Origin of the sequence: Streptomyces kronopolitis (genome assembly GCF_050953795.1) — a bacterium.
GTDB classification, from domain to species: Bacteria; Actinomycetota; Actinomycetes; order Streptomycetales; family Streptomycetaceae; genus Streptomyces; species Streptomyces kronopolitis_A.
Window position 1 is genome coordinate 5959745 of sequence record NZ_CP191850.1, and the last position, 24460, is coordinate 5984204.

Below are 24460 nucleotides of genomic sequence, written 5' to 3' on the forward strand. Positions count from 1 at the left end.
CCGCCGCCCGCACCGGGCCGCGGGGCTCGCGGCCGCCCGGGACGATCCGTCCCGCCGGGGCCGGGTGCTCCCCGCGGGCGCGAGGTAAAGTGCCAGGACCTGCTATCGCCTGGCCTCCCAGGCCCGTAACGGTGAGGCTGTCCGACGTGCTGACGACCACTGCCATCAAGGTCCTCGAGCCCGGGGAGCTCGACGACGCCCTCGCGGTCCTGGACCGTGATCCGGTCGCCAATGCCTTCGTCGCCGCCCGGGTCCAGATCGCCGGCCTCGACCCCTGGCGGCTCGGCGGCGAGATGTGGGGCTGGTACGTCGGCGGCCGCCTGGAGTCTCTCTGCTACGCCGGCGCCAACCTCGTCCCGGTCTGCGCCACCTCCGAGGCCGTCCGCGGCTTCGCCGAGCGCGCCCGCCGCCAGGGCCGCCGCTGCTCGTCCATCGTCGGCCCCGCGGCCCCCACGACCGAACTGTGGTCGCTCCTGGAGCCGTACTGGGGGCCGGCCCGTGAGATCCGCACCCGCCAGCCGCTGATGGTCACCACCGCGCCGTCCGCCGAGATCGCCCCCGACCCGGACGTCCGGCGGATCCGCAAGAACGAGATGGACCTGATCATGCCCGCCTGCGTGGCCATGTTCACCGAAGAGGTCGGCATCTCCCCGATGGCCGGCGACGGCGGCCTCCTCTACCAGGCCCGGGTCGCCGAACTCGTCGGCGCCGGGCGCTCGTTCGCCCGCATCGAGGACGGCAAGGTCATCTTCAAGGCCGAGATCGGCGCCGCCACCCAGCGGGCCTGCCAGATCCAGGGCGTCTGGGTCGACCCCGCCCACCGCGGCAAGGGCCTGTCCGAGACCGGCATGGCGGCCGTGCTGCGCTACGCCCTGCGTGACGTCGCCCCCGTCGTCAGCCTCTACGTCAACGACTTCAACACCGCCGCCCGCGCCTCCTACCGCCGGGTGGGCTTCGAAGAGGTCGGCGCGTTCATGAGCGTTCTGTTCTGATCGCGGCGTACTGTTCGGGCCCGCCGCCTTGTACGCTCCGGGCATGAATGACGTCGCGGTCGGCCCGCTTGATCTCGCTGCCCGCGTCGATGACGCGCTGGCCGTCCAGGCGCTCGCCTTCGGCCTGAGCGACGAGGAGATCGCCGTCCGCCGGCACATCGTGCTGCGCCACCTCGGCTGCACCGGCGCCCGCGCACTCGGCGCCACCGCACCCGACGGCCGGCTGCTCGGCTTCGTCTACGGCATGCCCAACGACCGCGCCCACTGGTGGTCCACGGTCGTCGAGCCCTACCTGCGCAGCGCGGCCCTCGACCACTGGCTCGACGACTCCTTCACCATCACCGAGCTGCACGTCCACCCCGCCCACCAGCACCGCGGCATCGGCCGCGCCCTGATCACCCGCATCACCGACGAGGCCCGCGAACCCCGCTCCATCCTCTCCGCCATCGACACCGAGAGCCCCGCCCGCCACCTCTACCGCTCCCTCGGCTACCAGGACCTGGCCCGCCGCGTCCTCTTCCCCAGCGCCCCCACGCCTTACGCCGTCATGGGCGCGCGTCTGCCGCTGACGCGGCTCCTTCCCACGTAGCCGGCTGACCCGCCGCGGGTGTTCTCCGCCGTTGCGCTGCGCGCGGCGGGCCGCACGATTTCGGCTTTCCCGCCGTGTTGGTTGTCTCGCCGTTGCGCCTGCGGCGGGCTGTTGTCGCTGCGCTGGCTGTTCGGCTGCGGGATCGGCCCTCCGGACTCCGTCCTGCGGTCCGCCCCCTCCCGTTGGGGGTGGAGGAAGACCGGTGGGGGCGGGCCTCGTTCCCCGACTGCCCGCAGTCGAGGGCCGGGGTCGTCGACCGCCACGGCATCCGCACGGGCATCGCCCGACTGCTCGCAGTCGAGGGCCGGTGCCTGCCCCCACCGGCCTCTTCCCACCCACTCACGGGAGGGGCCGCGCCGCAGGACGGAGTCCGGAGGAGCGGCACCGCACCCGACACACAACGCCCGCCGCAGGCGCAACGGCGAGAAGCCACCGCGGCGGGTCAGCCGAATTCGTGGGGCGCGCCGCGCGCGGCGCAACCCCCACGGCGGGAACGCCGACAGCGTGGGAAGAAGCCGAGCGCAGCGACAACGCATTTTCGCGGGGGCGACCCCTACGGCTAACCTCCAGGGAGTCATCTTTCTTACGCAGGAGAATCTCCCATGGCCCACGCCGCACAGGTCCAGCGCATGTCCCGCTTGATGGTCAAGACACTGCGCGACGACCCGGCCGACGCCGAGACCGCCAGCCACAAGCTGCTCGTCCGCGCCGGGTACGTCCGCCGCTCCTCCGCCGGCATCTGGACGTGGCTGCCGCTGGGCAAGAAGGTCCTGGAGAACGTCTCCCGCATCGTGCGCGAGGAGATGGACGCCATCGGCGGCCAGGAGGTCCTGCTGCCGGCGCTGCTGCCCAAGGAGCCGTACCAGACCAGCGGCCGCTGGGAGGAGTACGGCGACCTGCTCTTCCGCCTCCAGGACCGCAAGGGCGCCGACTACCTCCTCGGCCCCACCCACGAGGAGATCTTCACCCTCACGGTCAAGGACCAGTGCACGTCCTACAAGGACCTGCCGGTGATCCTCTACCAGATCCAGACCAAGTACCGCGACGAGGCCCGCCCCCGCTCCGGTGTGCTGCGCGGCCGCGAGTTCCAGATGAAGGACTCGTACAGCTTCGACACCACCGACGAGGGCCTGGAGCAGTCCTACGCCCTGCACCGCGCGGCCTACCGGAAGATCTTCGAGCGGCTGGGCCTGGACTACCGCATCGTCTCCGCCGTCTCGGGTGCGATGGGCGGCTCCGCCTCCGAGGAGTTCCTGGCCCCGGCCGCGGCCGGCGAGGACACCTTCGTGGACTGCCCCTCGTGCGACTACGCCGCCAACACCGAGGCCGTCACCGTCAAGGTCGCCCCGGCCGACGGCGCCGCGCACGGCTCCGTCGAGGAGCTGGACACCCCCGACACCCCGACCATCGAGTCCCTCGCCGAGTTCCTCGGCGTACCGGCCTCCGCGACCCTGAAGAACCTCCTGGTCAAGGTCGACGGCGAGATCGTCGCCGTGGGCGTCCCCGGTGACCGCGAGGTCGACCTCGGCAAGCTCGGCGAGCACCTCGCGCCGGCCACCGTCGAGCTGGTCACCGCCGAGGACTTCACCGGCCGGCCCGACCTGGTCCGCGGCTACGTCGGCCCGCAGGAGCTGGCCGGCAAGGCGTTCCGCTACCTCGCCGACCCACGGGTGGCTCCCGGCACGGCCTGGGTGACCGGCGCCAACAAGGACGGCAAGCACGCCCGCAACGTCGTCGCCGGCCGGGACTTCGAGGTCGACGAGTACCTCGACGTGGTCGTCGTCGAGCCCGGCGACCCCTGCCCGCAGTGCGGTGCCGGCCTGCGCATCGACCGCGCCATCGAGATCGGCCACATCTTCCAGCTCGGCCGCAAGTACGCGGACGCCTTCGAGCTCGACGTGCTCGGCCAGAACGGCAAGCCCGCCCGGGTCACCATGGGCTCGTACGGCATCGGTGTCTCCCGCGCGGTGGCCGCGCTCGCCGAGCAGACGCACGACGAGAAGGGCCTGTGCTGGCCGCGTGAGGTCGCGCCGGCCGATGTGCACGTGGTCGCGGCCGGCAAGGCCAAGCAGACCGAGCTCGCGCTGGAGGTCGGCGAGCAGCTCGGCGCCGCGGGCCTGCGGGTCCTGGTCGACGACCGGGCCGGGGTCTCGCCGGGCGTGAAGTTCACCGACGCCGAGCTGCTGGGCGTGCCGGTCATCGTGGTCGCCGGCCGCCGCGCCGCCGAGGGCGTCGTCGAGGTCAAGGACCGCCGCACCGGCGAGCGCGAGGAGCTGACGGTCGAGGAGGCCGTCGCCCGCCTCGGCGCGTAAGGACCGTACGGCGGCGGGCCGGCCGGGGTACCCACCCGGCCGGCCCGTCCGTGCGTCCGCTACAGCCAGGCCGCGAACTCCAGCAGCAGCTCGCCCTGCTGACGGGCGCCCGCGGCCACCTCCCGCACGCCGGTGTCCACCGCCCGGTACAGCGTCCAGTCGCGCAGCCGGTCGCGCTCGACCTCCAGGGAGTCGGCCAGCCGGGCCACCCGGCGGCGGGCCGCCGCGGCCGCGCCCGAGCCGGCCATCAGGTCCTCGAAGCGGTCCAGCACCAGGGCCGCGAGGTCGTAGGCCCGCTCGCCGACCACCGGCGCCGGGCCCACCGCCAGCCAGGGCGCCCGCTCACCGGCCAGCACCTTGCCCTGCCGGAAGGCGCCGTGCAGCAGGAACTGCTCGTCGCAGCCCTCCGCCAGGGCGCGCCGCAGCTCGGTGGCCTGTTCCACCAGCGGCCCGGCGGCCCGGGTCAGGGTCCCGGCGGTACGCAGCGCCCGCACGGCCTCGTCGGTGCGCCCGGCCAGCGTCTCGAAGGGGTGCCCCGGCGCGGCCGGCACCCACAGCCGCCGCACCGTCCCGGCCGCCTCCAGCAGCGCCTTCGCCTCCGGCAGCGACCGCAGCGACACCGCGCCCTGCAGCCGCTCCAGCAGCAGCGCACCGCTCGCCTCGTCGGCGCGCAGCAGCCGGGCCGCGCCGAAGCCGTCCCACACCTCCAGCGCCGCGCCCTCCTGCGCCGGCACCCGCCCCGGCACGGGCAGCTTCAGCGCCGCGGGCGTCCCGTCCTGCTGCCGTACGAGGGCGAGCAGACTGCTGCGGCCCCCGGGGACCTGTACCCGTTCCAGCGTCAGCTGCCAGGCGTCCAGCCGCTGCTGAACCAGCGTCGGCAGGGCCGTGAGCCATGCGCGCACCGGCCCGCTGGGATCGCCGCTCAGCGAACTCACCAACCGCTGCGGCGGTTCGATGGGTGCCGTTGTCATGCTGGAGCTGTCCCTTTCCTGGGCAAGGACCGCGCGGCGGCCGTCGTTCAGAGTGCGCCCGCGGCGGCGCTCGCCGAGCCGGACGGAGCGGCTGGCGCGGCCCGTTCCGCAAGCCCAGGGAAGGCTACGCCGCTGCCGCGCCAGCGCACCGCCCGCACTGCCGCCTCCCGCAGGGCGGCCGCCGCCTCCTTGCGCCGGACGCTGCCGCCGGCCCGTACGAGATCGGCGTAGACGGCGGCCAGCCGGTCCTCCAGCTCCGCCGCCAGCCGGACCGCGGCGGCCGCGTCCGGGACCGGGAAGGGCAGCTCATAGGCGGCGGCCGAGGCCTGCGGGGTACCGCCCAGGTCGCGCACCACCCGGCGCAGGGAATCGCGGCGCGCGCGATGTCCGTCGTACGCCTCCTGTGCTTCCTTGCGCCGGTCGTCGGCGATCCGCCCGCCGACCACGCCGTAGCCGTACACCGCCGCGTGCTCGGCGGCCAGCGCCGCCTGCACCGCCGTCAGCTCGGCGTGCCCGTCGTCGCTTCGCCGTCCGCTTCTGCCGTCCACCGCCGTGGCCCTCATCCGCACACCCCTTCGCCGGTCCTCGCTGCGCCGCTCCGTCCGGTGCCCCTCACCGGGCCGGCTCCGCCAGCAGATACGCGTGTGCCGCCCCGGCCGCCGCGACCGAGGCGAGCAGCCGGGCCAACTCCGGCGGCGCCGCGGCCAGCGCCTCGGTACGGGTGCCGGCGAGGCGGCGCTCGGCGTCGGCGAGCGCGGCGCGGGCGGCCCGCTCGTCTTGGGGGACCGCGGGAGCGGACGGCCGGGCGCCGCGCGGCGACGGCGCGGACGAGGCCGCGCCGGCCTCGTGCGCGGGCCCGCCGGACGCGGTGCGGTCCGCGCCGAACGCCTCGGCGTGCCGGGCGACTTCGGCGCGCAGCGGACGCAGTCGCGGCTCCAGCGACGGATGCGTGTGCAGCGTCGCGTCATAGCGCGCCAGCAGGGTGGCGCTGTCGCGGGCGGAGTTCCGGCGCAGCCGGTCGGCGGCGGAGGAATGCTCGGCTCCGCCGGGGCCGTCGTCCTGGGAGCAGCCGGTGAGCAGCGCCACGCCCCCGAGGGCGGCGCCGGCCAGCAGGGTCCTTCTGCGTGTGAGCGCCACTTTCGGCACGTTGCACTTCCCGGGGTCTTTCGTAGTGATCACCGCAGGCGAGAGTATCCGTGACCACCCACCGAATCGTCAGTACCCCGCCGGAACCGATAGGCTTTGATCCGACACACGACCCACCCACAACAGCACACGCGGCCGAGGAGTCACCCGGATGAGCACCACCCAGAGCGAGAGGCTGCGCGGACTGCTTGAACCGCTCGTCGCCGCGCGAGACCTGGATCTGGAAGAGATCGAGGTGACACCGGCGGGAAAACGGCGGGTGCTGAGGATCGTGGTCGATTCCGACGAGGGCGTTCAGCTGGACGAGTGTGCCGAGCTCAGCCGCGAGGCCTCCCAGGTCCTGGACGACTCCGACGCGATGGGCGGCACCCCGTACACCCTTGAGGTGACCTCTCCGGGCGCCGACCGGCCGCTGACCGAGCTGCGGCACTACCGCCGCGCCGTCGGCCGCCTCATCAAGGCCCAACTGACCGAAGCGGCAGGGGGCGGCGAGCTGGTCGCACGGATCACCGCCCTCGACGAGTCCGGGCTGGACCTCGAGGTGCCGGGCGTCAAGGGCCGCAAGCCGACCGCCCGCCGGCTCGCCTTCGACGAGATCGCCAAGGCGCGCGTCGAGCTGGAGTTCAACCGCAAGTCCGGCAAGCGCGGCGAGAAGGCCGACGAGACCGAAGCGGTCGATGAGATCGATGAGATCGACGACGACGTGAACGACAAGAACGACGAGAACGACGAGAACAAGGAGGAGGCGTAGCCGTGGATATCGACATGAGTGCCCTGCGGGGTCTGGTGCGGGAGAAGGAGATCTCGTTCGACCTGCTGGTCGAGGCGATCGAGTCGGCCCTCCTCATCGCGTACCACCGCACCGACGGCAGCCGCCGCCGGGCGCGGGTGGAGCTGGACCGCAACACCGGTCATGTGACGGTGTGGGCGAAGGAGGATCCGGAGGACCTGGAAGAGGGTGCCGAGCCCCGCGATTTCGACGACACCCCCTCCGGTTTCGGCCGGATCGCGGCGACCACCGCCAAGCAGGTCATCCTGCAGCGGCTGCGGGACGCCGAGGAGGAGATCACCTTCGGCGAGTTCGCCGGGCGCGAGGGCGATGTGATCACCGGCGTCGTCCAGCAGGGCAAGGACCCCAAGAACGTGCTGGTGGACATCGGCCCGATGGAGGCCATGCTGCCGGTGCAGGAGCAGGTCCCCGGTGAGGACTACGCGCACGGCACCCGGCTGCGCTCGTACGTCGTACGGGTGGCCAAGGGCGTCCGCGGCCCGTCGGTGACGCTCTCGCGGACCCACCCCAATCTGGTGAAGAAGCTCTTCGCCATGGAGGTCCCGGAGATCGCGGACGGCTCGGTGGAGATCTCCGCCATCGCCCGCGAGGCCGGCCACCGCACCAAGATCGCCGTCCGGTCCACCCGCTCCGGCCTGAACGCCAAGGGCGCCTGCATCGGCCCGATGGGCGGCCGGGTGCGCGCCGTGATGGCCGAGCTGCACGGCGAGAAGATCGACATCGTGGACTGGTCGGACGACCCGGCCGAGCTGGTGGCGCACGCGCTGTCGCCGGCCCGGGTCAGCAAGGTCGAGGTCGTGGACCTGGCGGCACGCTCCGCCCGGGTCACCGTCCCCGACTACCAGCTGTCGCTGGCCATCGGCAAGGAAGGGCAGAACGCCCGGCTCGCCGCCCGCCTCACGGGCTGGCGGATCGACATCCGCCCCGACACCGAGCACGCAGCGCAGGACTGAGCACACGCGGTGTAGCCGGCGGCCGCCGCGGCCCCCGAAAATCGGTGGTGCCGCGGCGGCCCGCAGGGAATTCTGAGCAGCCGTTCGGCCATTACCCCAGCGGGGTCGGGCCGGCACGGGGAGGTAGACTTAAGCAGTGTCTGGCCGGACGCATGCCCGCGCATGCCCTGAGCGCACGTGTCTGGGATGCCGGGAGCGAGCGGCCAAGGGCGATCTGCTGCGCATTGTGGAGATCGAGGGTCAGTGTGCCCCCGATCCTCGCGGTACGCTGCCCGGCCGGGGTGCGTACGTGCACCCGACACCGGTCTGCCTCGACCTGGCGGTTCGCCGCCGGGCGTTCAACCGGGCCTACCGGGCCCGGGGACCGTTCGACACCACGGAGCTTCGTCGGTTCATCGAGCGGGCGCCCGTCGAGCAGCCGCCGTTGCACTAAGGCACAGCAGCAAGAAACGCACAGCGCACGGAAAACCGTGCGGTCAGGTACCTCGCGAGTCGGAAGTAGGTCGAGATTGCGATGAGCACTCGATGAGTACGCGATGAGTACGCCCATGAAGTAGCGACGGTCCGGTGGACAACCCGGACCTAGAAGGAGCGAAGTGGCTAAGGTCCGGGTATACGAACTCGCCAAGGAGTTCGGCGTTGAGAGCAAGGTCGTCATGGCCAAGCTCCAAGAGCTTGGTGAATTCGTCCGTTCGGCGTCCTCGACGATCGAGGCGCCGGTTGTTCGTAAGCTGACCGACGCTTTCCAGGCAGGCAGCGGCAACGGCCGCGCCGCCGGCAAGCCCGCGGCGCCGCGCAAGGCGGCCCCCGCGAAGCCGTCCGCGCCGTCCCCGGCGCAGGCGGCGCGTCCCGCTGCCCCGAAGCCGGGTGGCGCCCCCAAGCCGGGCCCCGCGGCTCCGGCTCCCGCCCCGGCGGCCGCCGCCGAGGCGCCGCAGGCCCCCGCGGAACCCAAGAGCACTCCCGCCGCCGGCCCCACCCCGGGCCCGCGCCCCGCACCGGCGCGCCCCGCGGCACCCAAGCCCGCTCCGGCCGCCCCCGCGCAGCCCGAGTTCCAGGCTCCGCCGTCCGCGCCGGCCGCTCCCGCCGCCGGCCAGTCGGCTCCCCGCCCCGGTGCCACCCCCGGCCCGCGTCCGGCCCGTCCGGCGCCCGGTCAGGGTGGTCAGGGTCAGGGCGGCCAGGGCGGTCAGGGCGGTCAGGGCCGCGGTAACGCTCCGCGTCCCGGTGGCGAGCGTCCGGGCCCGCGTCCCGGCGCCCGTCCGTCCGGCCCCCGTCCGGGCAACAACCCCTTCACCTCCGGTGGCTCCACGGGCATGGCCCGTCCGCAGGCCCCCCGTCCCGGTGGCGCCCCGCGCCCCGGTGGCCAGGGTGGTCCCGGCGGCCCGCGTCCGCAGGGCGGCGGCCAGGGCGGCCCCCGTCCCCAGGGCCAGGGCGGCGCGCGTCCGACCCCCGGTGGCATGCCCCGTCCGCAGGGTGCGGCTCCCGGCGCCGGCGCCGGTGGCCCGCGTCCCGGTGGCGGCGGTAACCGTCCGAACCCGGGCATGATGCCGCAGCGTCCCGCGGCCGGCCCGCGTCCGGGCCCCGGTGGCGGCGGCGGTCGCGGTCCCGGCGGTGCCGGTCGTCCCGGTGGCGGCGGCGGTCGTCCCGGTGGCGGCGGCGGCTTCGCCGGTCGTCCCGGTGGTGGCGGCGGCGGTCGTCCGGGTGGCGGCGGCGGTTTCGCCGGTCGTCCCGGTGGCGGTGGCCCCGGTGGTGGCGGCGGCTTCGGCGGTCGTCCCGGCTTCGGCGGTCGTCCCGGTGGTCCCGGTGGCCGTGGTGGCACGCAGGGTGCGTTCGGCCGTCCCGGCGGTCCGGCGCGTCGTGGCCGCAAGTCGAAGCGGCAGAGGCGTCAGGAGTACGAGGCCATGCAGGCCCCGTCGGTCGGCGGCATCATGCTGCCGCGCGGCAACGGCGCGACGGTTCGCCTGTCGCGTGGTGCCTCGCTGACGGACTTCGCGGAGAAGATCAACGCCAACCCGGCGTCGCTGGTCCAGGTCATGCTGAACCTCGGCGAGATGGTCACCGCGACCCAGTCGGTCTCCGACGAGACCCTCCAGCTGCTCGCCGACGAGATGAACTACGTCGTCGAGATCGTCAGCCCGGAGGAGGAGGACCGCGAGCTGCTCGAGTCCTTCGACATCGACTTCGGTGAGAACGAGGGCGGCGAGGACATGCTCGTCGCGCGTCCGCCGGTGGTGACCGTCATGGGTCACGTCGACCACGGTAAGACCCGACTGCTCGACGCGATCCGCAAGACGAACGTCATCGCGGGCGAGGCCGGCGGCATCACCCAGCACATCGGTGCCTACCAGGTCGCGACCGAGGTCAACGAAGAAGAGCGGCGCATCACCTTCATCGACACCCCCGGTCACGAGGCGTTCACCGCCATGCGTGCCCGTGGTGCCAAGTCGACCGACATCGCGATCCTCGTGGTGGCGGCCAACGACGGTGTCATGCCGCAGACCATCGAGGCCCTCAACCACGCCAAGGCGGCCGAGGTCCCGATCGTGGTCGCGGTCAACAAGATCGACGTCGAGGGTGCCGACCCGACCAAGGTGCGCGGTCAGCTGACCGAGTACGGCCTGGTGGCCGAGGAGTACGGCGGCGACACCATGTTCGTCGACATCTCCGCCAAGCAGGGCGAGAACATCGAGTCCCTGCTGGAGGCCGTGGTCCTCACCGCGGACGCGGCGCTGGACCTGCGGGCCAACGCCGAGCAGGACGCCCAGGGTCTCGCGATCGAGGCCCACCTCGACCGCGGCCGCGGCGCCGTGGCGACCGTCCTGGTCCAGCGCGGTACCCTCCGCGTCGGTGACACGATGGTGGCCGGCGACGCGTACGGCCGTGTGCGTGCGATGTTCGACGACAAGGGCAACAACGTCGAGGAAGCGGGTCCGTCGACCCCCGTCCTGGTCCTGGGTCTGACCAACGTCCCGGGCGCCGGCGACAACTTCCTGGTCGTCGACGAGGACCGTACGGCCCGTCAGATCGCCGAGAAGCGCGCGGCGCGCGAGCGCAACGCCGCCTTCGCCAAGCGCACCCGCCGGGTGTCCCTCGAGGACCTGGACAAGGTGCTCAAGGCCGGCGAGGTCCAGCAGCTCAACCTCATCATCAAGGGTGACGCTTCCGGTTCCGTCGAAGCCCTGGAGTCCTCGCTGCTCCAGCTCGACGTCGGCGAAGAGGTCGACATCCGGGTGCTGCACCGCGGCGTCGGTGCGGTCACGGAGACCGACATCAACCTGGCGTCCGGCTCCGACGCGATCGTCATCGGCTTCAACGTGCGCGCCGAAGGCCGTGCCACGCAGATGGCCGAGCGCGAGGGCGTCGACGTCCGGTACTACTCGGTCATCTACCAGGCGATCGAGGAGATCGAGGCGGCCCTCAAGGGCATGCTCAAGCCGGAGTACGAGGAGGTCGAGCTCGGTACGGCCGAGATCCGCGAGATCTTCCGCTCGTCCAAGCTCGGCAACATCGCCGGTGTGCTCATCCGCTCCGGCGAGGTCAAGCGCAACACCAAGGCGCGCCTCATCCGCGACGGCAAGGTGGTCGCGGAGGACCTCAACATCCAGGGTCTGCGCCGCTTCAAGGACGACGTCACCGAGATCCGCGAAGGCTTCGAGGGCGGTATCAACCTCGGAAACTTCAACGACATCAAGATCGACGACGTCATCGCGACGTACGAGATGCGGGAGAAGCCGCGCGGCTGATCACGCACCTCCCGGGGCCGGTCCGGCGGAGTTCTGCTCCGCCGGCCGGCCCCGGCCGTTTGCGGGGTGCGCCCCCGTGGAACGGGCGGCGGCGCTCACCCAGCGGCCCCGCCCGTTCCACGGAACGTCATCACGTCGAACGGTGTCCGATGTTGCGTGTACCGTTCTTGTGTTCTTGCCAAATATCGGCAGGGCTCACCGAATACGAGGCCTCACGGGTCGGCTTGACCCGCATCGCATGTACGTAGGGACGCTGTCCTTCGACCTGCTTCTCGGCGACGTACGGTCGCTGAAGGAGAAGCGCTCCGTCGTCCGCCCGATCGTCGCCGAGCTGCACCGCAAATTCGCGGTGAGCGTCGCGGAGGTCGGGGACCAGGATCTGCACCGCAGGGCCGTCATCGGCCTGGCGGTGGTCTCGGGGGACGCGGGGCATCTCACCGATGTCATGGACCGCTGCGAGCGCATGGTCGCCGCACGGCCCGAAGTGGAGCTGCTGTCGGTACACCGGCGGCTGCACGGCGACGACGACTGACCTGCAGGGCCGGGCAGCTCGCCGCCGGTGGAAGCACAATTGTGGAAGAAAGAAGGAGACGGACCAGTGGCCGACAATGCGCGGGCGAAGAAGCTGGCGGACCTCATCCGGGAGGTGGTCGCCCAGAAGCTGCAGCGCGGCATCAAGGACCCGCGGCTCGGTTCGCACGTGACCATCACGGACACCCGGGTCACCGGCGACCTGCGGGAGGCTACGGTCTTCTACACGGTCTACGGGGACGACGAGGAGCGGGCCAGCGCCGCCGCCGGACTGGAGAGCGCCAAGGGCATCCTGCGCTCCGCGGTCGGCGCCGCGGCCGGCACGAAGTTCACGCCGACCCTGGCGTTCGTGGCGGATGCCCTGCCCGAGAACGCCAAGACGATCGAGGACCTGCTCGACAAGGCACGGGCCTCGGACGCCAAGGTGCGCGAGGTGTCCTCGGGCGCCGAGTACGCCGGCGAGGCGGACCCGTACCGCAAGCCGGGCGAGGACGAGGACGACGAGGGCACCGCGGCAGAATGAAGCGTGAGAGCAACAGGCCCCGCGGGAAGGGCGAGCGCGTCGCGTCGGCGGGGCGGGGCGGCGAGCGGCCGGCGGGCCTGGTCATCGTCGACAAGCCGGCCGGTTTCACCTCGCACGACGTGGTGGCGAAGATGCGCGGCATGGCACGCACCCGCCGTGTCGGGCACGCCGGCACCCTCGACCCGATGGCGACCGGCGTGCTCGTCCTGGGCATCGAGCGGGCCACCAAGCTGCTGGGCCATCTCGCGCTGACGGAGAAGGAATACGTCGGCACGATCCGGCTCGGCCAGACGACGGTCACCGATGACGCCGAGGGCGAGATCACCGCGTCCGAGGCGGCGCACGGCCTCGCCCGGGAGGACATCGACGCCGGGGTCGCCGCGCTGTCCGGCGCGATCATGCAGGTGCCGTCGAAGGTCAGCGCCATCAAGATCGACGGCAAGCGCTCGTACTCGCGGGTCCGCGACGGCGAGGAGGTGGAGATCCCGGCCCGGCCGGTGACCGTCTCCTCGTTCGTGGTGCACTCCGCGCACGAGTCCGAGGCCGACGACGGCACCCCGGTGACCGATCTGCTGGTCTCCGTCGAGTGCTCGTCGGGCACCTACATCCGCGCCCTGGCCCGCGACCTGGGGGCCGGGCTCGGGGTCGGCGGCCATCTGACCGCGCTGCGCCGTACCCGCGTCGGCCCGTACAAACTGGACCGGGCGCGCACCCTCGAACAGCTCCAGGCCGCCGTGGACGACACCGAGGGGGAGGGCCTGCCGGTCATGCCGCTCGGTGACGCGGCCGCCGCGGCGTTCACCCGCTGGGACGTCCCCGAGGCGCAGGCGCGGCTGCTGCTGAACGGCGCGCGCATCCCCATGCCGCGGTTCGAGGGCGACGGCCCGGTCGCGGCGTTCGGGCCGGACGGCCAGTTCCTGGCGCTGGTGGAGAACCAGGGCGGGAAGGCCAAGAGCCTGGCGGTGTTCGCGGTCTGAGACGGGCCGGGGCCGGACCCCGGACACCGTGCACCGAGGCCGGGTCCGCAGCGTGAGAGACGCCGCGGACCCGGCCTTCGTGTGGGCGTACACGGGCCCGGGCCCTTCACTCATTCGGTGAGGCGCTCGAAGTGAATCAAGGAGTGCAGGGGGGCGCGTTGGAACGGCTCCCTGTCACGACGATCATCGCCTGCCTACCGTGCGGAGGACCGGACGGGCGAGAGGATCGGCAATGGCACTGCTGGACGCCGATGTGGGCGCGGCACTGGTGCGCATCCGCGATCTGGCAGGTCGCACGCGTGGCACGGGGTTCCTCGCGGACCCCGACGGCACGGTGATCACCAGCCATGAAGCGGTGGACGGGGCGGCGCAGCTGGTGCTGCAGCCCATGGCGGACGGGGCGGGCGGCGGCGCGGCCGGCGGCGGCGGATGGACCTGCCTGGTGGCCGCCGACGCCGTGACGGCGCTGCCGGAGGACGGCCTCGCCCTCGTCCGCACCGACGGCTTCGGGCCGCACCGGCTGCTGCCGCTGCCCATCGCCGCGGCCCGGCCCGCGGCGGGCACCGGCGCCCGGCTCTGGGCGGGCGGCTGGCTGGACGGCACGGTCGTCGGACCGGGTTCGGGGGTGATGTACACGGCCGCCACCCGCGTCCACCTCCTCGACGAGACGCTGGAACTCCACCTCTGCGCGGGCGGCCGGGAGGCGCTGCGGCTGGGCGGCCCCGCGGTCGGCGGACCGGTGCTGGACGCGCGGACCGGCGCGGTGCTCGGCGTGCTCGGCACGGCGCTGCACTCCGGCCGCCGGGCCGGCGGCTACGCGATCCCGCTGCGCGCCGTCGCCGAGGCCGCGCCCGGCGGCGTGCTGGCCGCGCTGCTGGCGCGCAACGCCGCCACCGTCCCCGCCTACGGCAGCGAGCTGAACCCGGCCGGCGCCCGGCAGCTGACGGAGGTGTCGGCTGGCCCCGCCGAACGGCCGCGGCGGTGGCAGGACCCCGTCGAACGGCCGGAGGTGGCCGCGGAGTTCGCCCGCTTCGAGGACGCCGGGGCGAGCGCGCGGGTGCTGGGCCTGGTGGGGGAGGCGGGGACCGGGCGGAGCACGGAGCTGGCCGCGCTGGCCGCCCGCCGGGCGCGGGGCCCGGTCCCGGCGCCGACCGTGCGGCTGCGCGGGGCGGAGCTGCGGGCCGGCGACGACGGGGTGCGCACGGCCGTGGAGCGCGCGCTGCGCTCGGCCGGCCGGATCGTCGCCGCCTCGGGCCGCACGGCCGGCGATCCCACCGACACCACCTCCCAGGGCGTGGCCCGGGCGGCGGCCGCGACCGGGCGCGGGCTGCTGGTGCTCCTCGACGGCCCGGAGGAGATGCCGGTGACCCTGGAGCGGCGGCTGGCCGACTGGAACCGGGCGACGGCCGACTGGCTGGGCACGGCGGACGTGCGGCTGGTGATCGCCTGCCGCCCCGAGTTCTGGGAGCGGGCCGGCGCGCTCTTCCCGCCCGGGCTGCTGCACGCGCCGCGCCGTCCGCTGCCCGCGCTGCCCGCCTGCACGGGGCTCGGCGACCTTCCGGAGGAGGCCGCCGAGCGGGCCCGCGGCCGCTACCGCCTGCCACCGGGCCTGCCGGCCGCCGCCGACGCCCGCCATCCGCTGGCGCTGCGGCTGCTGGCGGAGATCCTGGCCGCGCTCCCCAAGGACGAGGCGGCCGACCTGGGCACCCCCGACCGCCCTCAGATCTTCGGGGCGTATCTGGACCTGGTGTGTCTGCGGATCGCCGGCCGCCTGGCCGCCGCCCGCCGGCCCGCCCCGCGCGGCACCGCGGTGCGCCGCCTGGCCGCCCGGGTCGCCGGACAGGTGCACGAGGCGGCCCGCCGCTGTCTGCGCCCCGGGCCGGGCGGGCTGGACCCGGTGACCTTCGAGGAGCTCTTTCCGCCAAAGACCGGCTGGGCCGCCGCGGTGCTCGCCGAGGGGCTGCTGGTCACGGCCGGCGGCGGATACCGCTTCGCGCACGAGGAATTCGCGGAGTGGCTGCAGGGCGCGCACGCCGACCCCGGACTCCGGCCCGCCCCCGGCCGGCGCACCGGACCCGTCGTCCAGGCGCTGCTGCTGCTCGCCCGGCGCGAGGGCGGCGTACAACTGACCTTCCGGCTGGCGGAGTTGGTGCCGACGGCGACCGCGCCGGGCCCCGGGGAGGGGGCCGCACAGGCCGTGGACGGCCGCCGATGGGCCGCCCGGCTGCTGACCGGCGTCCTGCTCCGGGTGCCCGACGCGCGGCCCTACACGGGCGTGCTGCGGCTGCTCGCCGACCGGATCACCGAACGGTCCCTGCGGGCCGGCGGCTTCGCCCGCACCGGCCTGCCGGAATTCGGCCCGTGGTTCTGGGAGCGGCTGGCGCTGCCGGACGCGGACCGGATGGATCTGCTGCGCCGCCTGCTGCCGGCCGACGGGCCGCCGCCCGCCGCGGCCGGCCGGGCGCCCGGCGGGCTGCCGCGGGGCAGCGGGGCGGGTGAGTCCGGGCCGGCCACCGTGCCGCGCCCCGGCGGCCCCTTCGCCGCGCCCCCGCGGGTACGGGTCCACCCCGCCGACCACGCCGGGTCCGCCCGGGGCGGCGACGGCCGGGCGGACCCCGGGGGCGGCCCGCGCCCGCACCCCGCCGACGGCCCGGCCGCGGCGGCCAGGGCCGGCGACCGCACGCGGTTCCTCGACGCCGCGGCCGCCCTGCTGCGGGCGGATCCGCGGCGGATCCAGCCGCTGCTGTGCGCCTGGTTCGACGACACCCGCCCGCTCCGCCGCCCCGCCGCCGACGGCGCCGACCGGGCCCCTCGCGCGCTGCCCCGGGAGATCACCGTCGCCGCCGCCGCGCAGGCCCTGCTGCACACCCACCGCCGCCAGGCGCTCGACGCGCTCCTGGAGGCCCTGGTGGCCGCCGCGCACCCCCGGGGCGACGAGCTGATGGACGCCCTCGCCGAGGACGAGCCGGCGGCGGTGTGCCGGGCCGTGGACCGCTGGGCGCACGACGAACGCCCCGAGCGCCGGGCCGCGGCCGCCTCGTACGGCCTGCGGGCCGCCCCGCACGCCACCGCCCCGGCCGACCGCGCCCTGCTGCGCTACGCCGCGCTGTGCCTCCTCGCCCGCCGCGCCGACGCCGCCCATCACGGCTCCGCGCTCGCCCTCCTGGTGGGCGATCCGGCCACCCGCGCCCGGTTCCTGGACCGGGCCCTGACCCGCTTCGTCGCGGGCGACCCGCAGCTGCCGCCCGCCACGTTCACGGCCGCCCTCCCCGAGCACCCCAAGGTGGTGCTGGACGCCTTCCGGGCCCGGCTGGTCGGCGGCGACGGCCCGCCGGTGGCCGACGCGCTGCTGCGCCTGCTCGCCCGCATCGACGCACCCGACCTCGTCGCGCGCATCGCCGACCTCGTCCTCGACTGCGCCCGGCACTGCCCGGAGCGCGTGGCACGGCCGGTCGCGGAGTTCCTCGACCACCGCCTCGAACGCGGAGCGGCCGCCCGCGCCGTGCTGCGCCCGCTCGCCGTGGAACTGCTGACCGGAGGTCCCGTGACGGTCCGCTGCGCGCTCGCGGCGGTGGCGGCCGGGCCCGGCTCCGGCGCCTCGGCCCCGCTGCGCCGCGAGCTGCTCGACGTACTGCTGGCACAGGAGGCGGCCCTCCCCGCGGTCCCCGCGGCGCGCGGCGGACACGGCGGGACGGCGCCGGACACCCGGGTGCTGGAGGCGCTGCTCCGGGCGGCCGCCGAAGGCGCGGAGCAGCGGCCGGCGGACCGCACCCGGGACCTGGTGCACCGCACCGGAACGCTGCTGGCGCGCACCCCGCAGGGGGCGGCCCGCCTGGACCGGCGGCTGGTGGAACTGGGCGGGCGGGTGCCCGGCTTCGCCCGGCGGATGCAGGACTGGGTGGCGGACGAGCCGGGGGAGTGGGCGGCTGTCGTGGGCCCCGCCGCCCGTGCCACGCTCACCGGATGCCAGAGCTGACGCGGCGGCCCGGCCCGGGCGGAGCGGCGTGCTCGCCACGGCCGGTGAGGCCCGGTGGCCTGCGGCGGATCCGGTCCGCGGGGCCGCCCGGAACCCCCCTTCGCACGGAGCATCACCCACGGCATGGCAGTCTTAGACCTGCGCCATGCCGAATTGGCGCACGGGACGGACAGGGTTCGGGCGAGGAGCGGGCAGAGTGCAGCGCTGGCGTGGCTTGGAGGACATCCCCGAGGGCTGGGGGCGCAGCGTCGTCACCATCGGCTCGTACGACGGAGTGCACCGCGGCCACCAATTGATCATCGGCAAGGCCGTCGCGCGCGCCCGCGAGCTGGGGATTCCCGCGGTGGTCGTGACCTTCGACCCGCACCCCAGCGAGGTCGTGCGCCCCGGTACCCACCCGCCGCTGCTGGCGCCGCACCACCGGCGCGCGGAGCTGATGGCGGGTCTCGGGGTGGACGCGGTGCTGGTCCTGCCGTTCACCAAGGAGTTCTCGACGCTGGAGCCGGCCGACTTCGTGGCCAAGGTGCTGGTCGACAAGCTGCACGCCCGGGTCGTCGTCGAGGGCCCCAACTTCCGCTTCGGGCACAAGGCGAAGGGCACTGTCGCCACCCTGACCGAGCTGGGCACCACCTACGACTACTCCGTCGAGGTCATCGACCTCTACGAGCGCGGCACGGCGGGCGGCGGCGAGGCCTTCTCCTCCACCCTCACCCGCCGCCTGGTCGCCGACGGCGACGTGGCCGGCGCGCAGGAGGTCCTGGGGCGGCCGCACCGCGTCGAGGGCATCGTCGTGCGCGGCGCCCAGCGCGGTCGCGAACTGGGCTTCCCGACCGCCAACGTGGAGACCCTGCCGCACACCGCGATCCCCGCCGACGGCGTCTACGCGGGCCTGCTGCAGGTCGAGGGCGAGGCCATGCCGGCCGCCGTCTCGGTCGGCACCAACCCGCAGTTCGACGGCAAGACGCGCACCGTCGAGGCGTACGCCATCGACCGCGTCGGCCTGGACCTCTACGGCCTGCACGTCGCCGTGGACTTCCTCGCCTATCTCCGAGGCCAGGAGAAGTTCGACACCCTCGACGCCCTGCTGGACCGGATGGCCGTGGACGTGAAGCTGGCACGGGGGCTGATCGCGGAGGCGGAGTAGCTCCGGAGCGGGAGCGGGGTTCGCCGCCCCGCCGCTGTGGAGGTGCTCCGACGCCTTCCCCTGTGGGCCGGCTCCGACGCTTCGTCTGTGGCTCTTCTCCGCGGCCTTGCCCTCGTGGCTTTTCTGCGCCGGTTTTTTCCCCGCCGCCCACCCCCCTTCGGGGGGTGGGCGGGTGTAGAGCTGCGGAAGCGGCAACTCGGCCGGATCCGGGCGGAGTTAGGCTGGGAGTCGGTCACTCGTACGGGGGTTGACGTGATACGGGGCGGGGCCCGACACCTCTCAGGTGTCGGGCCCCGCCCCGTTCATGCGTGCTGCCCGCGCCTCACTGCGGAGGCGGCTGCTGTTGCCACCCGGGGCCCAGTCCGCCCTGCTGCTCGGGCTGGGGGGCGTCGGGGGCGGGCTGTTGCTGTTGCCAGTGCGCCGGCGGCTGGGCGGGCTGTTGGGTCCAGCCGCCCTGCTGCGGCGGGTAGCCGGCCGGCGGCTGACCCTGCTGGGGCTGTTGGGGTTGCTGCGGCTGGCCCTGCGGGGGCTGACCCTGCTGGCCGTACTGCTGCTGGGCGTACGGGTCGTTGCCCATCTGCTGCGCGGCGTACGGGTCGCCCATCTGCTGCTGCGGGTACATCCCCTGGGCCTGCTGTGCCCGTGCGAAGTCCTCGGCCACCAAGGCGGAGAGGTGGAAATACGCCTCGCGGGTCTTGGGCCGCATCATGTCGAGGTCGACCTCCGCGCCGGCGGCGAGATGCTCGTCGAAGGGGACGACCACCACCCCGCGGCAACGGGTCTCGAAGTGCGACACGATGTCATCGATCTTGATCATCTTGCCGGTCTCGCGGACCCCGGAGATGACCGTGATGCCGCGCTGCACCAGGTCGGCGTAGCCGTGCGCGGACAGCCAGTCCAGGGTGGTGCTCGCACTGCTCGCACCGTCCACGGACGGCGTGGAGATGATGATCAACTGGTCGGCGAGGTCGAGCACTCCGCGCATCGCGCTGTAGAGCAGACCGGTACCCGAGTCCGTGAGGATGATCGGGTACTGCCGGCCGAGGATGTCGATCGCCCGCCGGTAGTCCTCGTCGTTGAACGTCGTCGAGACCGCGGGGTCCACGTCGTTGGCGAGGATCTCCAGGCCCGACGGGGCCTGCGAGGTGAACCGGCGGATGTCCATGTAGCTGTGCAGATGCGGGATCGCGTGCACCAGGTCACGGATGGTCGCACCGGTCTCGCGCCGCACCCGGCGGCCGAGCGTGCCGGCGTCCGGGTTGGCGTCGATCGCCAGGATCTTGTCCTGCCGTTCGGAGGCCAGGGTGGAGCCGAGGGCCGTGGTGGTCGTGGTCTTGCCGACACCGCCCTTGAGGCTGATCACCGCGATCCGGTAGCAGGACATCACCGGCGTACGGATCAGCTCCAGCTTGCGCTGCCGCTCCGCCTCTTCCTTCTTCGCGCCCAGCTTGAACTTGGACGGCTGGGCGTTGGCACCCGGCTTGCGCTTCTTGGGCTGGTTGCGCAGCAGCCGGTCGGAGGTCAGCTCCACCGCGGCGCTGTAGCCGAGCGGCGCGCCGGGGGCGGCCCGCTGCTGCGGCTGCTGCTGACCCGGCTGCGAGTACGACGCGTAGTTCGCCGCCGCGTTCGGGTCGCCGGCCTGCTGCCCGGGGAGTGGCTGGTACGGGGTCTGCTGGCTCTGTGGTGCCTGCTGGCCCTGCTGTGCCTGGGCTGCTTGCTGGGCCTGCGCGGCCTGTTGGGCTTGCGCGGCCTGGTGGGCCTGCTGTGCCTGTTGGGCCTGGGCAGCCTGGTGGGCCTGCTGTGCCTGGGCGGCCTGCGCCTGCGCCTGCGCCTGAGCGGCCTGCGCCTGCTGGGCGGCCTGCTGCTGGGCGTAGGCCTGCTGTGTCTGCTGGCCCTGCTGCGGGTAGCCCTGCGCGCCGGTCTGCGGATAGCCGTACGCGGGCTGCTGCGCGGCCGCCTGGGGGTGCTGCTGCGGCTGCTGGCCCTGCTGGGGGTAGCCGTAGGCGGGCTGCGGGTAGCCGTATCCGCCCTGCTGCTGTTGCGGGTAGCCGCCGTACTGCGCGTGCTGGCCCTGCGGGTGGCCGGCCTGCGGGTGCTGCGGTGCCTGCTGCGGCTGCTGCTGCACGGGGGCCTGCGGCTGTGACTGCTGAGCCTGCTGGGCGGCCTGGGCCTGCGCCTGGGCGTGCGGGTCGGCGGGCTGGAACTCCGGCGGCAGCGGCGGCAGTGCGCCCTGCCCGGGGACGCCCTGCTGACCGCCGCCGGCGGCGGCGCCCCACGGCGCGCCCTGCGGGGGAACTCCCTGCTGGGGCACGGCCTGCGGGGGCATCTGCGGCGGGGCCTGCTGCGGCACATCCTGTTGCGGAACGGCGTGCGGGGGCATGCCCTGCGGAGGAACTCCCTGGGGCGGCAGGCCCTGCTCCGGCTGCTGCCCCTGCTCCGGCTGCTGCCCCTGCTCCGGCTGCTGGCGCTGCTCGGGCTGGTGGCCCGTGGTGGGCCGGGCGCCCTGTGCGGCGGCCTCGGGGCCGGGCAGGTCGGGCGCGGGCTGCACGGGTGCGGGCTGCGGCACGGCGGTGGCCTCGGGGGCCGGGGAGCCGTCCTCGGCGGGAGCGGCGGAGGCGGCGGAGGCGGTCGCGGCCTCGGCGTGCGGTGCCGGGTCGGCGGGCGCGGGCTCCGGCGCGGACCCGTCGGCGGTCAGGGGCGTGGTGTCGTCCGCCGCGTCGTCCTCCTCGTCGTCCCAGAGCGAGGCCGACGGGTCGCCGCCGGTGCCGGCGCGCCGATTTCCGGTGCCGGCACCGGCGTCGGCGGACGGGGCGGGATCCGCGGGGACCTCCGGCGCGGCCGGGGGAGCGGTGGCGGCCGGCTCGGTGCCCGCGTCCTGCGGGCGCAGCGTCGGGAAGCCGGGCGGCGCGGCCTGAGCGGGCCCGGGCAGCGGCTGCCCCGTCGGCGGCCCGGGGGGCGCGGGGGTGGACGAAGACGCAGGAGGAGCCGCGGGGGAGGGCGCAGCACCCGCGCCGCCACCACTGGTGTCGTTGCTCGCGTACCAGGCCGGCGCGGCGAAGTCGATCTTGAACTCACCGGTCAGGTCGAACTCGGACTGGTCGTCGTCAGGATCGTTTCCGTCCGGACGGAAAGCCTCCTGCTCGTTCACTGTGCCTCCTGGTGTACTGCAACGCACCTGAACGGCAGGACCGGATACAGGCGGATCGATCGGATGTAGCGGAAGTCGGAACACACCACCCGGGGTTGCGCCCAGACTAGCTGTCCATCCCCGTATCGACTGCCGTCGGGCTGTGCTCCTGCGGCTCTCCCGCACAGCCTAATCAAGAGTCGGCGCACAGTGGCAGTCGATGCCATGTCGTCTTCGTGCGCTTTCGGCACGACTGACGGGCGCACCCAGGATGCGCCCGTCTTCGTCTCCGCGGACGGCCCTGGCCGTGCCGCACCGACCGGCGCCGCGGGCAACACGCCCGAGGCGCCGGTCAGTTGCTCAGTCCATCCGGCGCGGACCGCCGAGCAGGTTGGTCTCCGCCTCCGTGGGCTGGGTCATGACGAACTGGTGGCCGTCGCGCGAGCACCACAGCATGGCGTTGTCGCTGAGCGTCGGCAGCACCGCGCCGACCTGCTCCGGAAGCCGCATGATTCGCGTCACAACCTCCGCCTCCTCGGGCGAAAGCCGCTGCAGACCGACCAGATCGGCGCGGCCGAGCATCTGCGGCGAGCGCGGCCCGAGGAACGGCAGCACGGTCAGCACCGACTGCCAGGGGCCCGGGGCGAGCTGATTGCGCGGCGGCCGCGCACCCATGTCCCGGATGACCAGAACGGGGCTTGACACCGACGGGCCCTGGGGTGCGATCTGGCGTACGTCGTGGACCGACACACACTGCTGCCCGCCGCCCGCGGCCTGCGCCATCTGCCCCCAGGCCGGGGGCCGCGCCGTCTCGACCGCGACCCGGGCACCGGTGGCGACCGTGCGCAGCGCCAGCACCTGCGCCATCCACACGCTGCCGACCAGGACGATCTCCAGCGGCGCCGGCCGCAGCAGGCTCAGCACGGCGGGCTGGTTCTGCGGGTCGATGCCGATGATCACGCCGTCGTCGCCGACCGGCAGGGTCAGCGAGGCGAGCGATTCGGGCGTCAGGACGTGCGGGCTGCGCCGCGGACCGCGCAGGCCGTAGCCGGGCAGCAGCTTCGGGCCGTCCGGGCCCGCCTGCTCCTCCTCCTGGCGCGGCTGGTGCGAGGGCCGGCGGCTGCCGTCGGTGCCCCCGACCGGATTGCGCCAGCCGTTGCCGTTGGTGTTGACGCGGGGCTGATAGGTGGGAGAGGCCATCAGCGGGTACCTCCGAGGGGAAGCGTGGCCAGCAGGCCGGGCAACTGTTCCCGGTCGAGCCGGACGAGCCCGACCTTCACGGAACCGGAACGACGCTCCAACTCGCTCTGGGCGGCGGTGAGTTCGTCCTCGCTACGGGTGGAAAGACGGACGTAGCCCGAAATGGCCGGGGCGCGGCCGCCGCCGTGCGTGGCGGTCAGCGCGAAGGTGCTGGCCATCGCCCGGGTGCTGGTCAGCAGCTGGGTGACGGCAGCCAACGGGGCCCCGCCCGCACCCAGTTGGGGCCAGCGGCCGATCCAGTACGTGGAGTGCCAGCGGTCGTCGCAGCGCATCGCCCGGACCGTCTCCTGGGTGCGGCGGGCCGCCCGGCCCTCGCGGCCCATCGCGCCGTTGGCCGCCCGCGGGCTGACGCACACCGCGGTGCCGATCGCGGCCACGACCTCGCGCTCGTCGAGCACCCGCGCGCGCACCCCGTGCGCGGTCAGCCGGCTGACGAGCTGGTCGGCGGCGCGCAGCAGCGAACGCTTGGCGCCCTCCATCCCGCCGCCGCGGGCCTCGATCGCCTCCGCGCACAGCTCGGGGTCGAGCTTGAGCGCGATCCAGGTCAGCTGCAGGGCCGGGGTCTGCGTCTGCGCCTGGAGGGGCGCGTACGAGCGGGCCGCGACGGCCTGTTCGGGCAGATGCGGGGCCGGCGCGGGCTGGGTGTACTGGACGAACTGCACCGACTCCAGGTGGATGTCCTCGATGTCGAGCGCGGTGTGCAATACATCGAGCGGCAGCATGTGGCTGCCGCGCTGCGGCCGCAGCGGCTCGTCGCGGGCGTCCACCTGCACCAGGGCCGTCAGGAACGTACCGTCGCCGACGAAGCCGATGGCCCGCTGGTCGGACTCGGTCGTGAACTCGTAGGTCTGCAGCGCCGGTTCGCACTCGACGACCGGGGCGAAGGCCGGGTCGGCGCCCTGGGTGGCCGCGAGCGCGGCGGCGCCGTTCTTGCCGCGGCGCTTCATCGCGCGCACGGTGGTGATCCATTCCGGCAGCGGAATGCGCCGCCGGCGGCCGAGCGCGAAGACGACGAGCACGGCCGCGATCACGATCGCCACGGTCAGCGCGGCCGGATGGATCGTCCAGCCCACCAGCACCAGTGCCACGGCGAGTTCGATGATGGCCAGCTGCTGTACGCGGACGCCGCCGATGGTTCCGGCCTGTTGGCGCAGCCGCGGTGCCACCGGACCGGCCGGGCGGGCCGCGGAACCCGGGCCGCCATTTTCTCTGTTGCCCTGAGCTGTACCGTTTTGGTCAGCATTTCCCGCGTATTGCGGCGCAGCAGAAGGCTGTTGCTGCTGTTGCCGCCCATTGCGGCGTCGAGCCCTGGTGGCGCTGGACATCCCCCGGCCTGCTCCTCTACTGGTGGTGTGGCTCTAGGCCTATCGGTCGCCACTGTGACTGGTGCGTCGGAAGGTGGCACCCGTACCGTACGGGTCGATCGACA

Annotated in this window: 18 protein-coding genes; 12 read left to right on the plus strand and 6 right to left on the minus strand. The window is 74.2% G+C overall.

The genetic code is table 11. The features are described from left to right. Positions 1-146 precede the first annotated feature (146 nt). The 3 genes from ACQP17_RS26470 (at position 147) to ACQP17_RS26480 (ending at position 3893) form a co-directional block, all read left to right on the plus strand. Entirely contained in the window at positions 147-992 is an 846-nt protein-coding gene (locus ACQP17_RS26470) for a GNAT family N-acetyltransferase (RefSeq protein WP_433858499.1), read from the plus strand. A 43-nt stretch (positions 993-1035) separates the two neighbouring features. Continuing rightward, complete coding sequence (locus ACQP17_RS26475; RefSeq protein ID WP_433858500.1) at positions 1036-1581, plus strand: GNAT family N-acetyltransferase; 546 nt, start codon at positions 1036-1038, stop codon at positions 1579-1581. 602 nt (positions 1582-2183) lie between these two features. Further along, positions 2184-3893 carry a proline--tRNA ligase gene (locus ACQP17_RS26480; RefSeq protein WP_433858501.1) on the plus strand — a complete coding sequence of 570 codons (1710 nt, stop codon included), beginning with the start codon at positions 2184-2186 and terminating at the stop codon, positions 3891-3893. 59 nt (positions 3894-3952) lie between these two features. On the opposite strand, the gene ACQP17_RS26485 is transcribed toward ACQP17_RS26480, so the two are convergent. The 3 genes from ACQP17_RS26485 to ACQP17_RS26495 are packed head-to-tail and all read right to left on the minus strand — an operon-like array spanning position 3953 to position 6001. Then, positions 3953-4864 (minus strand): aminoglycoside phosphotransferase family protein, encoded by a 912-nt coding sequence (locus ACQP17_RS26485; RefSeq protein ID WP_433858502.1) that lies wholly within the window; start codon positions 4862-4864, stop codon positions 3953-3955. A gap of 47 nt (positions 4865-4911) precedes the next feature. Further along, positions 4912-5427 carry a ferritin-like domain-containing protein gene (locus ACQP17_RS26490; RefSeq protein ID WP_433858503.1) on the minus strand — a complete coding sequence of 172 codons (516 nt, stop codon included), beginning with the start codon at positions 5425-5427 and terminating at the stop codon, positions 4912-4914. 49 nt (positions 5428-5476) lie between these two features. Continuing rightward, the gene (locus tag ACQP17_RS26495) at positions 5477-6001 is read right to left on the minus strand and encodes a hypothetical protein (RefSeq protein ID WP_433858504.1); all 525 of its coding nucleotides are present in this window, start codon (positions 5999-6001) and stop codon (positions 5477-5479) included. A 160-nt stretch (positions 6002-6161) separates the two neighbouring features. On the opposite strand from ACQP17_RS26495, the gene rimP reads away from it, so the two are divergent. From rimP to ACQP17_RS26540, 9 genes are all read left to right on the plus strand, one after another. Next, positions 6162-6761, plus strand: coding sequence for a ribosome maturation factor RimP (rimP, locus tag ACQP17_RS26500; RefSeq protein WP_433858505.1), 600 nt, complete (start codon positions 6162-6164; stop codon positions 6759-6761). A 2-nt stretch (positions 6762-6763) separates the two neighbouring features. Continuing rightward, on the plus strand, positions 6764-7753 hold the full coding sequence (nusA, locus tag ACQP17_RS26505) for a transcription termination factor NusA (RefSeq protein ID WP_433858506.1): 990 nt from the start codon (positions 6764-6766) through the stop codon (positions 7751-7753). Positions 7754-7889: 136 nt separating this feature from the next. Further along, complete coding sequence (locus ACQP17_RS26510) at positions 7890-8186, plus strand: YlxR family protein (RefSeq protein ID WP_433858507.1); 297 nt, start codon at positions 7890-7892, stop codon at positions 8184-8186. Positions 8187-8349: 163 nt separating this feature from the next. Continuing rightward, positions 8350-11493, plus strand: a complete 3144-nt coding sequence (gene infB / locus ACQP17_RS26515; RefSeq protein ID WP_433858508.1) for a translation initiation factor IF-2 — start codon at positions 8350-8352, stop codon at positions 11491-11493. 238 nt (positions 11494-11731) lie between these two features. After that, positions 11732-12025: a DUF503 domain-containing protein gene (locus ACQP17_RS26520; protein WP_189104757.1), complete on the plus strand. Its 294-nt coding sequence runs from the start codon at positions 11732-11734 to the stop codon at positions 12023-12025. A gap of 66 nt (positions 12026-12091) precedes the next feature. Next, positions 12092-12547: a 30S ribosome-binding factor RbfA gene (gene rbfA / locus ACQP17_RS26525; RefSeq protein ID WP_364878941.1), complete on the plus strand. Its 456-nt coding sequence runs from the start codon at positions 12092-12094 to the stop codon at positions 12545-12547. Then, positions 12544-13524 carry a tRNA pseudouridine(55) synthase TruB gene (gene truB / locus ACQP17_RS26530; protein ID WP_433858509.1) on the plus strand — a complete coding sequence of 327 codons (981 nt, stop codon included), beginning with the start codon at positions 12544-12546 and terminating at the stop codon, positions 13522-13524. Before rbfA ends, truB begins: the two co-directional genes overlap by 4 nt. 232 nt (positions 13525-13756) lie before the next feature. Beyond that, the gene (locus ACQP17_RS26535; RefSeq protein ID WP_433858510.1) at positions 13757-17500 is read left to right on the plus strand and encodes a hypothetical protein; all 3744 of its coding nucleotides are present in this window, start codon (positions 13757-13759) and stop codon (positions 17498-17500) included. 196 nt (positions 17501-17696) lie between these two features. Next, on the plus strand, positions 17697-18644 hold the full coding sequence (locus ACQP17_RS26540; RefSeq protein ID WP_364878946.1) for a bifunctional riboflavin kinase/FAD synthetase: 948 nt from the start codon (positions 17697-17699) through the stop codon (positions 18642-18644). Positions 18645-18966: 322 nt separating this feature from the next. Here ACQP17_RS26540 and ACQP17_RS26545 read toward each other — a convergent pair whose 3' ends face one another. The 3 genes from ACQP17_RS26545 to eccE all read right to left on the minus strand — a co-directional run bounded on the left by ACQP17_RS26545 (position 18967) and on the right by eccE (position 24197). Continuing rightward, positions 18967-21792, minus strand: coding sequence for an SCO5717 family growth-regulating ATPase (locus ACQP17_RS26545; protein WP_433858511.1), 2826 nt, complete (start codon positions 21790-21792; stop codon positions 18967-18969). A gap of 339 nt (positions 21793-22131) precedes the next feature. Further along, on the minus strand, positions 22132-22971 hold the full coding sequence (locus tag ACQP17_RS26550) for a hypothetical protein (RefSeq protein ID WP_433858512.1): 840 nt from the start codon (positions 22969-22971) through the stop codon (positions 22132-22134). After that, positions 22971-24197: a type VII secretion protein EccE gene (eccE, locus tag ACQP17_RS26555; protein WP_433858513.1), complete on the minus strand. Its 1227-nt coding sequence runs from the start codon at positions 24195-24197 to the stop codon at positions 22971-22973. Before eccE ends, ACQP17_RS26550 begins: the two co-directional genes overlap by 1 nt. Positions 24198-24460 lie beyond the last annotated feature (263 nt).